Here is a 15,837-nt window from a genome sequence, read left to right on the forward strand (position 1 = left end):
TGATTTTTGAAATCTGTTTAGTGCGTGAGGGCGCTAGCCAAGCGCTCAAGGCGACCGCGTGCGGAGCCATCGATCACTTCGCTGCCGGTATCGATCACGACACCACCCAGCAGCGACGGGTCGACCTGCGTCTGCAGTTCGATGTCGCGCTTGAAGCGGCGCTTGAGCGAAGCCTTCAGCTGCTCGGTCTGCGCGGTATCCAGAGCCATCGCACTGGTGACCTTCACCAGCAGCTGCGACTCCGATTCACGCTTGTAGGTCTCATACAGCGCGCCGATTTCCGGCAGCAAGGTCAGGCGACGCCTTTCAGCGAGCTGCGCGAGAAAGTTGCCGAACGCGCTGTCTGCCTTCGTGCCTTCGGGCAGATGCAGTGCAACGAGCTGTTCGGGTTTGACGCGCGGGTCCGTGCTGAGTGCGGCAACGCGAGAATCTTTCGCTACGTCCGCAGCGAAAGCCAAAGCCTGTGACCAGGCGCCGAGAGCACCTTCCGCCTGCGCCAGCTCGAAAGCGGCGCGGGCGTAGGGGCGAGCGAGCGTGATTGCCTGAGCTGCCATCGATTAGATCTCTGCTGCGAGCTGGTCGAGCAATGCCTTGTGCGCAGACGGATCGATCTCGCGCTGCACGATCTTCGATGCGCCTTGCACGGCCAGTGCGCCGACGCGTTCGCGAAGTTCTTCGCGAGCACGCTGCGCCATCGAGGCGATATCGTCCTGGGCCGCAGCCTTCTGACGATTCGCTTCGACCACGGCATCAGCACGTGCCTTATCCATGATCTGGTTGGCCTGCTGATGAGCCCGATCGATGATTTCGGTAGCCTGCGCACGCGCCTGCTTGATCTCGGCCGCCACCTTGTTGTCGGCGTCCCGGAGTTCTGCACGAGCACGCTCGGCCGCATCAAGACCCTCTGCGATCTTTATCTGGCGCTCTTCGATGGCCTTGGTGATATGGGGCCAAATGAAGTGCACGCAGAACCAGATCAGGATGGCGAATGCGATCATTTCGCCAATCAAGGTGGCGTTGAATTCCATCGCTGCGTTACCTGTTCATATCGATTGCTAAGAAGTGCGATCGCTGTTCACGACCGCACCCAGACTGAAACTGCCCGAAGCGGCTTAGCCGCCTACTGCAGCCTTCACAGCGTTGAGCAGCGGGTTGGTGAACGCGAAGAACATCGCGAGCGCCACGCCGATCAGGAACGCCGCGTCGATCAGGCCGGCGAGCAGGAACATGCGACCCTGCAACAGCGGAACCAGCTCAGGCTGGCGAGCAGCGGCTTCGAGGAACTTCGAACCCATGATGCCGATGCCGATACAGGCGCCGAGCGCACCGAAACCGATGATCAGGCCGAGCGCGATCGCAGTGAAGCCCTGGACTTGGGCAAGGTGAGCAGCTAATTCCACGGTGTTCTCCTCAAGAAAAAGAAAGCGGTTGTGCGTACAAAGGTGAATGAATTAGTGGTGATCGTGAGCCATCGAGATATACACGATGGTGAGCACCATGAAAATGAAGGCCTGGATTGAAATGATCAGGATGTGGAAGATGCCCCAGATCGTGTAACCGATCACACCCATGCCATAGAGCCACCAGCTGCCGGCACTGAACAAACCGGCGATCAGCATGAATACGAGCTCGCCCGCGTACATGTTGCCGAACAGTCGCATCGACAGGCTCACCGGCTTGGAGAGCAGTTCGACGATGTTCAACAGAAAATTGGGGATCCAGAGGGCCGGATGAGCGCCGAACGGCGCCGTGAACAGCTCATGCGTATAGCCGCCAAAACCCTTGGCCTTGAAGCTGTAGAAGATCACCAGCAACAGCACGGTGATCGACATGGCAAAGGTGAGGTTAAGGTCGGCAGTCGGCACCGAGCGGAAATGGCCAATACCGAACTGATGGGTGATCCAGGGCAGCAGGTCGACGGGCAGCAAGTCCATCGCGTTCATCAGGAACACCCAGATGAACACGGTCAGCGCCAACGGGCCGAGAAAGCTCCGGTCGCCGTGGAAGACGTCCTTTACCTGGCCGTCCACAAATTCAAGAATGATTTCGACAAACGCCTGGCCTTTGCCCGGCACGCCCGAAGTGGCCTTGCGCGCCATCGCCCAGAACCACAAACAGAACACGATGCCCAGCACCAGCGAGACGGTCAGCGAGTCGATATGCACCGACCAAAAGCCTTCGGGGCTCATGCGCAGCGGCTTGAAGTGCTGCAAATGGTGCGTGATGTATTCGGTAAGACCGCCCTGCGGCTCGCTTGCCATCGTTTAACCCTTGAATCTAAATGCCAGCAGATTGACCGCGTAAGCAGCCACCAACCCAGTAATAGCGGCTAGCGGCGGCAACTTGAATTGAAACATGATCGTGATCAGCCCCCCGACGATCACCATCCACTTAAGGAGCATGCCCGTCAGCAAGCGACCCAGTGCCATACCCGCACCGCTCACCTGGCTGAACAACCTCATCGAAAGCAGCGCATTTCCCACCGCTACCACCGCTGCCCCCGCCGCTCCCGCTATCGCCCATCGGAACCCACGAACCGAAAAAGCGAGGCCCACAACCATGGCCACGACTAACTGCCAAAGCAGCAATCGCAGCGCTAGACGTCGACCGGAAGCAATACTGTTGAGCACGTGAGGTTCCCGCGGTTCATCGCAGCATTCAACACGCCACGGGTCACGATCCAATCTTTAAAAGTATATCAGCGTGACTTTTGGCCCAGCAAGCCGCGAAAACTGCGGCACGTCGACTCACGCACGCGCGCATAGAAAAAGGCCGGGCGCTGAGCCCGGCCTAAGTGGGCGTATCGCAAGGGGAGTCGCGATACGCCGTGAAGCTAAAGCATTACTTGATGGAAGCAGCCTTCTTGATGGCTTCCACCGGCGCCGCGACGGCGTCTTTGGCAGCGCGCTGCTGTTCCTGCAGAAGGGCATTGAGGGACTCGGCCGTCTTCTGGGTCACCGCAACGATTTCCTTGGTCACCGAGACCGCGTGCTCAGCCTGTTCGCGGCTGGCGGCAGTACCCTTTTCCCACAGACCGCGCAGCGCATCGGCGTCGCGCACTTCGGCAGCCTGGGTGAAGAAGTCGGCCGTGGCCTGGACCTGCTTTTCCCATGCAGCGAGCTGCAGTTCGGCAACCTGCTCCAGACCCTTGATGGTCAGGGCGTGTGCCTTGAAAGCGTTGTCGGACAGCTGCTTGGCGAAAGCGAAGGCCTGGGTGTTGAGTTGCTGCGTCATGGCTTTGGTCCCTCGGTGGGGATGAATTAGGTAGGACAAAGCCTAACAGCCAATTTGGTGCGTTGCAATATATTTTTTGTGAAGACGACAAGCTGTCACAAAAATTTCAATGAATACGTTTACTTAGAGACAGATTTGTGAATTCTGCGGCGCGTCAAAAACTGGCGCGTGTGCAGCTGGCGCCGGACGTACAGGTCTCGTGGACCACCACCTTGTCCAAACCGGGCAGCCGTGGTTCCAGGCGCGTCCAGATCCAGCGGGCGAGCATCTCGCTGGTCGGGTTCTCCAAGCCCTCGATATCGTTGAGGTAGTGATGGTCGAGCTGGTCGTAGAGCGGCGCGAAGGCCGTTTTGACGTCGGCGAAATCCATCACCCAGCCGAGCTTGGGATCAGGCTCGCCAAGCAGGTGGATTTCGATGCGGAACGAGTGACCGTGCAGCCGCGCGCACTTATGCCCTTCAGGCACGTTGGGCAGGCGATGAGCGGCTTCGATCTGGAAAATCTTGAAGATATGCATGCCGCTATTGTAACCGGCCAAACCCGCACACCGCCCGGCAGCTGGTTCTGACGCACGAATCAGGTGCCGTTACGCGCAATCGAACGCCATGTCTGCCCCGGATCAAGCAAACGCTTTTGCGTCGACGGTCCCTCGGAGCCTGCGGCATAGAAGTCAGGCGCACCGGTCTGCCATGCATCGAGTACGGGTGCCAGGATCTTCCATGCGCACTCCACTTCGTCGAAACGAAGGAAATGTCCGCGGAAGCCTTCGATCGCATCCATTATCAATTGCTCGTACGCGGAAAATCCGCGGTCATGCGGCATCTCGTACGGTGCAGTGAGAACAACCTGGCGGCCGGCAAGCTCAAGACCCGGTCGCTTCGCGGTCACCACCAAATCCAACTGCTCGACGGGTTGAATGCGAAAAATCATCCAGTTGTTTTGCGCACTCACCGCTTTGGCCAACCCACCCGGCACGTCGCGAAATTGCACGGCAATTTCCGAGTAGTTGCTGGCAAGCCGCTTGCCACTGCGCAGATAGAACGGCACGCCGCACCAGCGCCAGTTGTCGATCTCCAGACGCAGTGCCGCAAATGTTTCCGTGCAGGACGAACGTGGAATGCCAGGCTCACTGCGATAACCGACGACTTTCTTTCGCCCAATCGCGCCCGCACGGTATTGCCCGCGCACGGCATGGGCATCAACGGTTGCCGGCGTGATCGGCACCACCGAGCGCAGCACTTCCACTTTGTGATCGCGCAGTATTTCCGCATTCACCTCGGCCAGTGGCGCGATCGCCGTGAGGCTGAAAAGCTGCATCAGATGATTCTGCAGCATGTCGCGCAACGCGCCCGCTTTGTCGTAATACGCGGCGCGCTTTTCGACACCCAGCGTTTCGGCGAAAGTGATCTGCACTTGCGCGATGTGCTGCGCATTCCAGACCGGCTCGATAAAACGATTCGCCATCCGGAACACAATCAGGTTCTGCGTGGTTTCCTTGCCGAGGAAGTGATCGATACGCATGATCTGCTCTTCTTCCCAGTACTCGTGCATTTCCTGGCGAAGTGCCTGTGCAGAGGCGAGATCCGTACCGAACGGTTTTTCCACCACCAGCCGTCGCCAGCCGTTGCGTGGACTCTTGGCAAAACCCGCCTGACCCAATGCCTTGGCGGCCGTACCGAACAACTGCGGCGGCAGCGCGAGGTAAAACAAGCTTGCCGGCGCCAATTTGCTTTTCAATTGCCCAAGCTGATCGGCTTCCAGTTCGCCGCCAACATAGTCCAGTTGATGACGAAAGCGGTTCCAGTCCGACGTTTTGTAATCGGGCGCAAACGCCTGCAACGCTTTCTGGATGTGCTTCTCGAAATGCTCGCGGCTCCAGCGCTCCTTCGCATAACCGACGATACGCAAATCGCGCGTCAGACCCAGTGTGTGCAGGCGATACAGCGCTGGCATCAGCAAGCGCTGTGTGAGATCGCCACTGGCTCCGAGGATCACAAGCGTCATGGCAGGCATGGCTTAGCCTTTTTTGTCGGGTTTGACTTCCTGGTGACCGCCGAATGCATGGCGCATCGCGGACATGACCTTATTCGCGTAGAGATCGTTGCCTTGCGAGGTGAAACGTCCAAACAACGCAGCGGTGAGAATCGGAACCGGCACGCCCTCGTCGATCGCCGCCTGTGCTGTCCACCGGCCTTCACCGGAATCGGACACGCGACCGGTGTATTCCTTCAAAGTCGCATCGCGGCTCATTTCGATCGCGGTGAGGTCGAGCAGCCATGAACCGATGACGCTGCCACGGCGCCACAGCTCGACCACATCGCCGATCGGAAAGTCGTATTGATAGCGCTCAGGATGTTCGAGCGGCGCTGTCTCGGCATCTGCCGTGCGTTGTTGCTTGCCTGCGTTTGCGTTCTGCAACACGTTCAAACCTTCGGCATACGCGGCCATCAAACCGTACTCGATACCGTTGTGCACCATCTTCACGAAATGGCCCGCACCGTTCGGCCCGCAATACAGATAGCCTTTTTCCGCCGGCGTAGGATCGCCGGTGCGACTTTCGCTGCGCGGTGCGGCTTCGATGCCAGGCGCCAATGCCGCAAACGCAGGTTCAAGACGTTTATAGGCGATTTCAGGACCGCCAATCATCTGGCAATAACCGCGCTCGCGGCCCCATACCCCACCGCTCACGCCCACGTCGACGTACATGAGCTTGTGCTTGCCCAACGCTTCCGCGCGGCGAAGGTCTTCGACGTAATGCGAGTTACCGCCATCGATGACGGTGTCGCCCGCAGAGAGCAGCGGCGTCAGTTGATCGAGCACGGCATCGACCACGGCCGTCGGCAACATCAACCAGACGGCGCGCGGCGCACTGAGCTTCGCGACGAGATCCTGAATCGAATCGGCGGCCGTCGCGCCGTGGCTCGCGGCCTCCTTGCGTGCGTCGATATGGGTATCGAACACCACGCAATCGACACCCGCTTCCTGCATGCGCCGCACCATGTTCAAACCCATGCGGCCCAATCCGACAAAGCCAAGCTGCAGCCTGCCCTTTTGCGTATCACCTGCGCTCATGCTTTGTTCTCCCATAAACGGAATCCACCGGCGAACGCGTTGTTGTTGTCGCCGCGACGCACATCTTTGGGCAACGTATCCAGTTCGTGCACGTTGCCGCCGCCGATTACAACATAATCGGGTTCCAGAGCTGCCTGCATCTGCTTGATCACATCGAGCACGTGCGCTTGCCACTTCTTCTTGCCAAGACGTTTCAGTCCGCGCTCACCGACGTAATCTTCGAATGTCGTTTTCTTATACGGCAGATGCGCCAGCTCCATCGGCTCGACGATGCCATCGACAATAAACGCGGTGCCCAATCCGGTACCGAGCCCGAGGAAGAGCATGCGGCCGCCTTCGTAACTACCCAGCGCCTGCATCGCGGCATCGTTGATCAACTTGACCGGGCGACCGAACGCGTTTTCGAAGTTGAAGCCAACCCAGCCCTTGCCGAGATTGTGCGGATCCTGCGCAATGCATTCGTGCAGCAACGGCCCGGGATAGCCAATGCTCACCGCATCGTACTTCCAGCTGCGAATCAGCGGACGCAGTTGCTTGAGCATGGTTTCCGGTGTCAGCGTGCGGCTGGACTTGATCTTCAGTTCTTTCGGATTGCCACTGACCATCGCCTTGACGTGCGTGCCGCCGATATCGAGAACCAGCACGCTTTGTGGCGGTTTGGATTGCGCAACGTCGAGCGTAGGCGAGGATTTGCTGCGCGCCTTGCGATACCAGCTGATGGTGGCATTGGTCGCGCTGTCGTGACTGAGCGATTTGCGCGGCGATTCGATTTCATCCACCACGCGCAACGCCAATTGCTTGCCAAGCTCGACGCCCCACTGATCGAACGGATTGATGTTCCAGATCGTCGCCTGTGTGAAGACGAGATGCTCGTAGAGTGCGATCAGGCTGCCAAGCGCAGTGGGTGACAGGCGATCGGTCAGCAACAATGTCGACGGACGGTTGCCTTCGAATACGCGATGCGGCGCCAGCTCGTCGTTGATGCCTTCATCCTTCACTTGCTGCAGCGTCTTGCCGAAAGCCAGCGCCTCGGCCTGCGCAATGACGTTGGCGATCAGCAGGTCATGATGGCGGCCGTACGGGTTCAACGACTTCGCAAAACCGATGAAGTCGCATGGAATCAACCGGGTGCCCTGGTGAATCAGCTGATAGAACGAATGCTGCCCATTCGTGCCCGGCTCGCCCCAGTAGATCGGCCCGGTGTTGTAATCGACGGTCGCGCCTTCCACGGTGACGTGCTTGCCGTTCGACTCCATCGTCAACTGCTGGAGATATGCCGGGAAGCGCTTCAGATATTGCTCGTACGGAAGCACCGCAACCGTCTCGGCGCCGAAGAAATCGTTGTACCAGACGCCCAGCAATCCCATGATCACGGGCAAGTTCTTTTCCAGCGGCGTCGTGCGGAAGTGCTCGTCCATCGCGTGAAAACCCGCGAGCATGTCGCGGAACGCGTTCGGGCCAATCGCGATCATCGTCGAAAGTCCGATCGCCGAATCCATCGAGTAACGGCCGCCGACCCAATCCCAGAAACCGTACATGTGATCGGTGGAGATGCCGAAATCTTCCACCGCTTTTTCGTTGGTGGAAAGCGCGACGAAGTGCTTCGCAACGGCTTTCTTGTCGCCGCCAGCCGCAGCCATCAGCCAGTCGCGCGCACTGTGCGCATTGGTCATCGTTTCCAGCGTCGTGAACGTCTTGGACGCGATGATGAAGAGCGTTTCGTCCGGACGAAAGTCGTGCACGGCTTCCGCGAAGTCGGTGTAGTCGACATTGGAGACGAAGCGCAGCTGAAGCTTGCGGTCGCTGAAATGGCGCAAGGCTTCAAACGCCATCACCGGCCCAAGATCGGAGCCGCCAATACCCACGTTGACGATGTTGCGAATCGGGCGACCGGTGAAACCAAGCCACTTGCCTTCGCGAATCTCATTCGCGAAGGCGGCCATGCGTTTGAGCACGGCGTGAACTTCCGGCACGACATTTTCGCCATCGACCTTGATCACCTCGCGCGCCGGCGCACGCAGGGCCACATGCAACGCTGCGCGCTGTTCGGTCGTGTTGACCTTCTCGCCCGCAAACATCGCATCGCGGCGCGCTTCCAGACCGCATTCGCGCGCCAGCGCGAAAAGATGCTTGAGCGTTTCGTCCGTGATGCGATGCCTGGCGTAATCCAGATGCCAACCTGCGGCTTCTGCCTTGTAGCGTTCGGTGCGGCCCGGATCATCCGCGAACAGATCGCGCAGATGATGCTTTGCTACGTCGGGCTGATGTTTTTCCAGTGCACGCCACGCCTTCTTCTCGCGCAGTGCACTCATGCGGCAGCTCCCATGCGTGCACTGACGGTATCGAGCAACTCGTGCCACGACTTCACGAACGAATCGGCGCCCTCTTTCTGCAGCACCTGCCCCGTTGGCTCGACTTGAATGCCTGCGGCCTCGAAACGCGCCAGCGTGGCGGCAATGCTGGGATCGCCCAGCGTCATCAAGCGTTCGGCTTTGCCATGATCGGCGAAGGCATGCAGCGTTTTTTCCGGCATGGTGTTGACGGTCAGCGGCGCGATCAAGTTTTCGATGTAGAGCACATCGCTGGCTTTTGGATCTTTCGTGCCAGTGCTTGCCCACAGCAGTCGCTGCGGTCGCGCACCTGCGTTCATCAAGCGCTGCAAACGCGGCGAATCAAGCAGCTTGCGGTACTTCGCATAGATCTGGCCGCACACTGCAAAGCCCAACTTGTTGTGCAATTCGTCAGGCACTTTATCGGCAACTTTCACATCCCAGCGACTGATGAAAACCGACGCGACCGACGTGACGTTCAAATCCATACCGGCTGCATGACGGCGTTCCAGACCGCGTAACCATGCGTCCGCGGCGGCTTGATATTGCTCGGGCGAAAACAGCAGCGTCACGTTGATCGATACACCTCGGAAAATCAGTTCCTCGATCGCTCCCACGCCCGCTGGTGTTCCCGGCACTTTGATGAAGAGGTTGTGCGCGCCCGCTTCTTTATGCAGCGCGACAGCCTGCTCGATCGTCGCAGTGGTGTCATCGGCCAGCAGCGGCGACACTTCTAGCGACACCCAGCCATCCACGCCGTTCGTGCGTTGATACACCGGTTCGAAAATCTCTGCCGCGCGACGCAAATCGTCGATCGCCAACTTGAAGAACACCTGCTCTGGATCCGTATGGCCCGCCTGACGAATCGACGCGTCGTACTCCTTACCGGTTTTGATGGCCTGCGCGAAGATCGTGGGGTTGGAAGTAAGGCCCGTTACCGTTTTCTGATCGCGGTAACCGACCAAGGTGCCATCACCGAGAATGGTGCGTGTGATGTTGTCCAACCAGAGGCTCTGGCCGAGCCCATTGAGCGTGCGGGTCGGGTTTTCCATTGCAGAACTCCTTAACTTGGTGGTGAGCGAGCCGGCCATGCCTGGGGTACGCATGGCCGTTTGCGGGCTCGCGAAAATGTCGAGGTGTAGGGGCTGCTTGCTTAGGTATCACCATCGGCCAGCCTATCAAGTCAGATGTAATCATCTGATGACCGTTGGGACTAAGCGTGAGGTGATTTTCGGGGCGCATAGCTTGCGAGGGCGACGCGTTAGGCGACCTCCTGCCAGCGGTAATATTTTTTGTGGGCGATGCTGAGCAAATCGAAGTCTTCCGTAGTATCGCCATAGGCGTAAACCACCGGAAAATCATCAAGTTTGCATGTTTCGCGCACACGCCTGGATTTCTCCGCACCGACACATTGGGCGCCGCGAAAGCGGCCGGTGAGACGCCCATTCTCAACCTCAAGACTGGAACAGATCAAATCCACGTCGTGCGTGCGGCACCAATGCCTCAGATAGACATCCAGCGCACCGGACACAACCACCACCACATCGCCCTGGGCTTTGTGCCAACGGATTCGTTCCAACGCCATGGGCCGAAGCGCATCGGGCAAGACATCGTCGCTGAATTGCTTGCCGATTTTTTCAAAACGATCGGCATGCACACCGCTAAAACCAAAGTTGATGAGGTGACGGCGTATGGTCGAGCCGGAGACGATGCCCAGCTTGTAACCGAGCACCATCGGTGCAAAAAACGCGCTGCCGACGAGCAATCGGCGCTTGGATACAGCGAACCGCATGAAGTCCGGGAACATTTCCCGCGTTGTAATCGTTCCGTCGAAATCGAACAGGGCGAGATTCATGCCGCGGCCATTTCCTTTGTCGGGGAACGCAAAGTGATACCGGGATGTGCCGCAAGAGGCAATGCGCCTTGCGTCGGTGCTGAAAAACGTACAGCGCATCGCAGCACGAAAAAGGCGCTGAAACGGCGTCGCCGGGGAAACAAGAGATGGCGGCTATGGGTCCGCCAGAATAACGTCTGTAGTACGTTGTTTTAGAGCGTCTTTTGCCTATTCGATCTTTACGCTTACGCCCAAAGTTACCCCCAACCGTGCCTTCCGTTTGCCATCAGCTGGTTGGTCAGCCCGCGACCTGATGCCGCCATCGATAAAAAGCCCGCAGGGGGGAGCCTGCGGGCTTTGGGTCATCCATCTTTCATTGCTTCGCGGGGAGGGGAGCCCGGCTAGGCGGTGGGACTGATGTCTCTCGACATGCGATAACTATACCCATTGGTATATTAATGACGCATGACTCGGCTCAAGACTCTGAGCCAGAAATGACAAATTGTTGCCGCGCCAAACAAGCCACATCGCTTGCCCACCGGCGCATGGGGAACGTTGCCAGTTCGGGCAGGTACGAATTTAAGTTTCCCTGTATTTCGCCGAGTCGCCTTGATTCGATACCTGCGGGATAACGGGACTGATTGTGGGAGAGCGTCTTGTCAATCGGATCGGGGCTATGGATAACCCATTTGCCATTGTGCGTTGAGACGCCTCTCAAGCTGGCCAAGCATCGGCATTTTTGAATTCGACGACCGAACTCAAGACGATGGTGAACGGCCCAATCGCGTCAAGTCATCGTCTTGCCATGCACAAAGAAACGGCCATCTCGCAGGAGATGGCCGTCTAATTTCATCACTTGAACAAGGCGGCGCGTGCGAAAGAGCCACGCTACCCGCTTCATCATTACGGGCAGCCGGACTGGGTTGCCACTGCTGCAGGAGAGAGACCCACGTCAACCGTGGCCGTTACCTGGTCGTTGAGCGTGTTGATAACGGAGACGTTGCCGGAGTCGATGTTGGCGGTATACAGACGCGTGCCATCAGAGCTCACCGCTTCGGATTGAGGTGAGCTGCCCACCGGCACTGTCGCGAGCAACTTGCCGTTGACTGCGTTGAGAATGGAAACGGTGTTGTCGTTGAAGTTGGCTACGAAGATGCGGGCACCCAGCGCGCCGACCGCTACCGCGTTGGCGCCGTTGCCGGCCGCATAGGTTGCCGTTACGGTGTTGCTTTGCGTGTTGATCACAGAAACGTTGTTGGAACCAAAGTTGGCGACATACACCTGCTGACCAAACGGTCCTACCGCAATGCCAAATGGATTGGTACCTACCGCTACCGTGGCGCTCACGGTGTTGGTGGCTGCATTGATAACGGACACCGTGCTGTCTTGTTCATTCGCCACGTACACATGAGAACCATCCGGGCTGACGGCGATGGCGGCAGGGTTGTTGCCGACGGCTACCGTTGCGGCGACGGCGTTGGTGGCTGTATTGATCACGGAAATGCTGCCGGATTCCGTATTTCCTACGTATGCATAGGCGCCATTGGGAGAGATCGCAATAGCCGCGGGAGTATTCTGTACCGGTACCGTCGCCGACACGGTATTAGTGGCCGCATCAATTACAGTTACGTTGTTGTCGCCCGAATTGGCCACATACACTTCTTTGCCATTCGGGCTGACCGCTACGGCCGTCGGAATGTCGCCCACCGGTATCGTCGTGGCGACAGCGTTGGCCGCGCTGATCACGGAAACCGTGTTGCTGTCTTCATTGGCCACATACGCGTTCTTGTTTTGCGCAACGGCCGGCAGTGCGACACCGGCCAACAGCAAGGGCAGTGCGCAACGGGTTGCGCCGACAATCCAACGACGCTTCGTGGTACGCGCCTCAAATTTCAGTTGATCAATCATCATGGGAAACCTCCGTCGAAGATCATGGGCGGTAAGATGTGCCCGATATGAAATCATTCCGTGCGTCGGCATTCGAACCTGTTACGACTCTGTCGTGCGCCCATCAGACGAGGAATGGAACGCGAAACATCTCATTGGCGCGCATGTCGTCGCTCAACTTTTACAACCGCAATACGTAAGATCACTTCGTGCCAATGCTTGCGAACCTCGCCCCTATCACAGGTCGGCACCTGCTAAATGTGCGCTCATGCCATGAAGCGCGTGTGACTTAAAAAAACGGGTTTTTTCGTGATTTGCCACATTTTTGTCATTGCGGATTTTTATGCAATGCGACGCACAGAAAACTCATCGCTTGTACGCGTGGCGCACTCAACGAAGATGTCATCACCGCATACATCGAACTGACATGCAGGCCGTCACAAGTGATTGACGTCACGTGCTCATGACACGCGAATGCTGCTCGGCCTTCATCAAAACTCCACCACAGGTCGTTGAGATAACCCGATTGGATGTTTGATGCACCTGTTGCGCGCAACTCCCGACTTAGCTCGCCGCATTTCTCATACCGATCGCGTGACACAGCTTCGATAGGACGATGACAATGAAGGTGTCGATTTCGTGACCTCGGTGCCGCCACATAGCAAACACGTGTCGCGATCCATCGAAAGATAGCGAAGTGCACCTTTCTCGCCACGAGTCACCATTGACGACTTGCGTGTGCGCAAAAAGAAGGAGGGGCTGCATCCCCTCCTATTCTGCTTACGGCAGAATGAAACCTAGCATTCAGTCGTTGATACAGCTGTCGGCGTCAGTGGCGATAAGTGCGCCCGAGCCCAAAGTCCGATCTGCCATTCTCACGGCATGTCGCGCCCACGCAGCGGCGATGTTCGTTTGAGTATTGCCGAGATGACTTTTACGCTTGCAGCGTTTTACGTTTCCGCCGGTGAAAAGAGGAGAGAGCCATCGCTCTCTCCTCTCCTGATTCCTGCAAGATGAAACGCAAGTCTTAGTGCAAGCAAGCGCCCGGAGCGGTGGAGCTGAATGCGCCGGAGCCGAGCGTCAGGAAGGCCAGGCCTTTGCCCGATCCGACCGTGGTTACGCTGCCCGTGATGGTGGAGTTGTACGGTGCATCCACCAGGTTCTGCGTGTTGGTCAGATCCTTCGACTCGTTACCCTGTGCGTTGCCCAGGAAGTAGGACACCGCAACGATCGGATAGCTGCCCGACGGCACGAAACCGCCGCGGGTCGGCTGGGCGTATACGCTAGGCTTCACCAACACGATGCACGACGTGCTCGGCGGGCTGGTGATGGCCTGGAGTTGAGCCTGACCGTTGCTGGCATTGGTGCTGTTGATCACGTTGTTGATGACGTAGTCAGCGGGGACAAGGCTGAGCGCCGTACCGAAGTTGGTCACAGGGCTCGTGCCATTGACGTCGGCGAACTGCAGGCCGACACCCGAAGCGATGGCGTTGGCCGTTTCCACATAGCCGACGCTGTTTGCCGTCGCTTTGATGTTCGCGGCTACCGCTGCGTTGCCGCTGGCACCGGTCCAACCCGACGGGGCCGAGGTGAAGAAGTTGGAAGTTACCGCCGGGCTGGCGCCGACGAAGTTCTGGCTGGTTTCGAAGACCGTGCCACCGATCGTGCCGCAAACCGTTGCCAAGTGGTTACTGAAGCTGAAGCTGGTGCCGCTGCCATCGGAGCGGAACTGTACATTGATCGGGTTGGCAGGAATCGAGCGTCCTGCAGGCAGGGTGAACGCACTGGACACTTGATCCCAGGTGGTCACTTGGCGGGAGAAAATTTGGCAGATCTGCGAGTCGGTGAAGTTGGCTTCCGAGGAAGTGACCTGAGCGCCCGTGTTGTCCGTCAGGTTGAAGGCGATCGCAATCGCACCTGCAATGACCGGGAACTGCGTCGGCCACGACGTGGAACCGTGATTGGTCTGATAGTTGGTCAAATCGGAAGCGGACAACGGCGAATCCGCAGCGGCAAAGGTCGGCTGGGTCAGATCCGTGCGTTGTTCGTTAAGGGCTACCAATCCCGCAGAATCGGCACCGAAACCAGTGACGACGCCATTGGTATTCTTCGCGCACGCATTTTGTACGTTGTAGGTGTTGCCCGAGATGGTGCCACCAGCCAGGACGTCCTTGCCCGCGCCACTGCCGGTGAGGCAGTAGGACACCGGGGGATAGTTGGTCTGCGCCTCATACACGCCGAACAGCGAGCCCGAAGCGATGCCGGTACCCGTGGCGGTGCCGAAATATTGCAGATTGGTTGTTGTGGCGGCATTGCTGCCGACATAGGCAACCGACGGCAGCGTCGCGCCACCACCGATTTGCGTGGTCTGTGCGTGTGAAACGCCGGCCAGCAACAATGCGAGAGCACCGGCCATCAGCTTGGTGCGAGTGCTGAATTTAAATCCGTAACTCATGGTTTATCCCCATAGCGCATATACCTCCGAATTAGAGGCCAAGTCTTTCTACGCCCGCGCAATGACGATGCAATTAAGTATTGGTGTCCATCAATATGCCATTTGGATTACATGGCAAGCGATTATGCGAATTACAAATTTCATATTTTATGTAATAGAAAACGTTGTGTGCTCCAGTTCGCATATTGCGTCAATTGCTGCTGTTTTTTGCTGTTTTTCACGCTTTGTAGTCAAATCTATTCCTACAATATAGGGGGATATTTCATTATTTTTATTCGTCTAAAAATTAGCTCGGCGATGAAAAAACTCACGCTCGAAATAGGAAGAAATTATTGCCCTATGTTTTTATTTACATCGATACGAATATAGCTGCTTCCAATATTCTTATTTAATTGTCCGGACAAATTAAGCGTATTTTTCGAATGTCTGCGAATGTGGCATTGCCGTGACTGTATTTATCGTGACGAACAACCGTTTGTCCGCGACTTGACGCCAGGCTTGCGGCACAACCGATCGGTAGATCTTTTACATTCCATCGACAGCACGCGCATTTCCTGGATATCTCGTTCGTGCATTCGTCTATTGCCGCACCATGTACTCGTACAACATGGAGTAAACCTCGCGATCCAGATTGTTTTGCTGCACCAATGCCGCGAGATCGGGCTCCTGCATTTCGCCCAGGACGCAGCGAATGGCGCTACGCCGACCTTCGGCGCACCATGTGTTCAAAATACCGACAAGCACAACGAACGACGATTTCTTCGCCTTGTATGCAACGTCCTGACTGCGCTGCCACTGCTTTTCCAGCGAATACGTCAGGCGCGGACTGAATGCGCGATCCGAAACAGTCAGCAATTGACGCAACTGCTTCTCTTCGCAAGCGGCCAGCATCGATTCGGCCATGTCGTACTGGCGGAAATCGGAAAGCTGGATGAGCGTTTCAACGAGCGCCCCCTGATTCAATATGAATTGCCTCAATCCATTGCTGTCGAGCCGATCCATGACGAAGAGAGCGCATCGTCTCC

General features: G+C 57.5%; 15 protein-coding genes. All 15 read right to left on the reverse strand.

Going from position 1 to position 15,837, the window contains the following annotated elements; all coding sequences use genetic code 11:
- Positions 1–17 precede the first annotated feature (17 nt).
- Positions 18–554, reverse strand: a complete 537-nt coding sequence (locus EKH79_RS11670) for a F0F1 ATP synthase subunit delta (RefSeq protein ID WP_126674003.1) — start codon at positions 552–554, stop codon at positions 18–20.
- A 3-nt stretch (positions 555–557) separates the two neighbouring features.
- Positions 558–1,028 carry a F0F1 ATP synthase subunit B gene (locus EKH79_RS11675; RefSeq protein WP_126674004.1) on the reverse strand — a complete coding sequence of 157 codons (471 nt, stop codon included), beginning with the start codon at positions 1,026–1,028 and terminating at the stop codon, positions 558–560.
- Positions 1,029–1,112: 84 nt separating this feature from the next.
- Positions 1,113–1,400, reverse strand: a complete 288-nt coding sequence (atpE, locus tag EKH79_RS11680) for a F0F1 ATP synthase subunit C (protein WP_126674005.1) — start codon at positions 1,398–1,400, stop codon at positions 1,113–1,115.
- A 51-nt stretch (positions 1,401–1,451) separates the two neighbouring features.
- Positions 1,452–2,261 carry a F0F1 ATP synthase subunit A gene (gene atpB / locus EKH79_RS11685; RefSeq protein ID WP_126674006.1) on the reverse strand — a complete coding sequence of 270 codons (810 nt, stop codon included), beginning with the start codon at positions 2,259–2,261 and terminating at the stop codon, positions 1,452–1,454.
- Between the two features lie 3 nt (positions 2,262–2,264).
- Complete coding sequence (locus tag EKH79_RS11690; RefSeq protein WP_126674007.1) at positions 2,265–2,630, reverse strand: ATP synthase subunit I; 366 nt, start codon at positions 2,628–2,630, stop codon at positions 2,265–2,267.
- Between the two features lie 211 nt (positions 2,631–2,841).
- Positions 2,842–3,234, reverse strand: a complete 393-nt coding sequence (locus EKH79_RS11695; RefSeq protein ID WP_126674008.1) for a phasin family protein — start codon at positions 3,232–3,234, stop codon at positions 2,842–2,844.
- Positions 3,235–3,388: 154 nt separating this feature from the next.
- Positions 3,389–3,751 carry a 6-carboxytetrahydropterin synthase QueD gene (queD, locus tag EKH79_RS11700; protein WP_126674413.1) on the reverse strand — a complete coding sequence of 121 codons (363 nt, stop codon included), beginning with the start codon at positions 3,749–3,751 and terminating at the stop codon, positions 3,389–3,391.
- A gap of 59 nt (positions 3,752–3,810) precedes the next feature.
- Positions 3,811–5,247, reverse strand: a complete 1,437-nt coding sequence (gene zwf / locus EKH79_RS11705; protein ID WP_126674009.1) for a glucose-6-phosphate dehydrogenase — start codon at positions 5,245–5,247, stop codon at positions 3,811–3,813.
- Positions 5,248–5,250: 3 nt separating this feature from the next.
- The gene (gnd, locus tag EKH79_RS11710; RefSeq protein WP_126674010.1) at positions 5,251–6,306 is read right to left on the reverse strand and encodes a phosphogluconate dehydrogenase (NAD(+)-dependent, decarboxylating); all 1,056 of its coding nucleotides are present in this window, start codon (positions 6,304–6,306) and stop codon (positions 5,251–5,253) included.
- Positions 6,303–8,618 (reverse strand): glucose-6-phosphate isomerase, encoded by a 2,316-nt coding sequence (gene pgi / locus EKH79_RS11715; RefSeq protein ID WP_126674011.1) that lies wholly within the window; start codon positions 8,616–8,618, stop codon positions 6,303–6,305. Before pgi ends, gnd begins: the two co-directional genes overlap by 4 nt.
- The gene (gene tal / locus EKH79_RS11720) at positions 8,615–9,688 is read right to left on the reverse strand and encodes a transaldolase (protein WP_126674012.1); all 1,074 of its coding nucleotides are present in this window, start codon (positions 9,686–9,688) and stop codon (positions 8,615–8,617) included. Before tal ends, pgi begins: the two co-directional genes overlap by 4 nt.
- A gap of 209 nt (positions 9,689–9,897) precedes the next feature.
- The gene (locus tag EKH79_RS11725) at positions 9,898–10,491 is read right to left on the reverse strand and encodes an HAD family hydrolase (RefSeq protein WP_126674013.1); all 594 of its coding nucleotides are present in this window, start codon (positions 10,489–10,491) and stop codon (positions 9,898–9,900) included.
- A gap of 882 nt (positions 10,492–11,373) precedes the next feature.
- The gene (locus EKH79_RS11730) at positions 11,374–12,381 is read right to left on the reverse strand and encodes a beta-propeller fold lactonase family protein (protein WP_158621234.1); all 1,008 of its coding nucleotides are present in this window, start codon (positions 12,379–12,381) and stop codon (positions 11,374–11,376) included.
- Positions 12,382–13,384: 1,003 nt separating this feature from the next.
- A complete protein-coding gene (locus EKH79_RS11735; protein WP_126674015.1) occupies positions 13,385–14,812 on the reverse strand; it encodes a substrate-binding domain-containing protein in 1,428 nt (475 codons plus the stop codon).
- A gap of 579 nt (positions 14,813–15,391) precedes the next feature.
- Positions 15,392–15,814, reverse strand: a complete 423-nt coding sequence (locus EKH79_RS11740) for a hypothetical protein (protein WP_126674016.1) — start codon at positions 15,812–15,814, stop codon at positions 15,392–15,394.
- Positions 15,815–15,837: the final 23 nt, after the last annotated feature.

Origin of the sequence: Dyella dinghuensis (assembly GCF_003977615.1) — a bacterium.
Taxonomy (GTDB): Bacteria; Pseudomonadota; Gammaproteobacteria; order Xanthomonadales; family Rhodanobacteraceae; genus Dyella_B; species Dyella_B dinghuensis.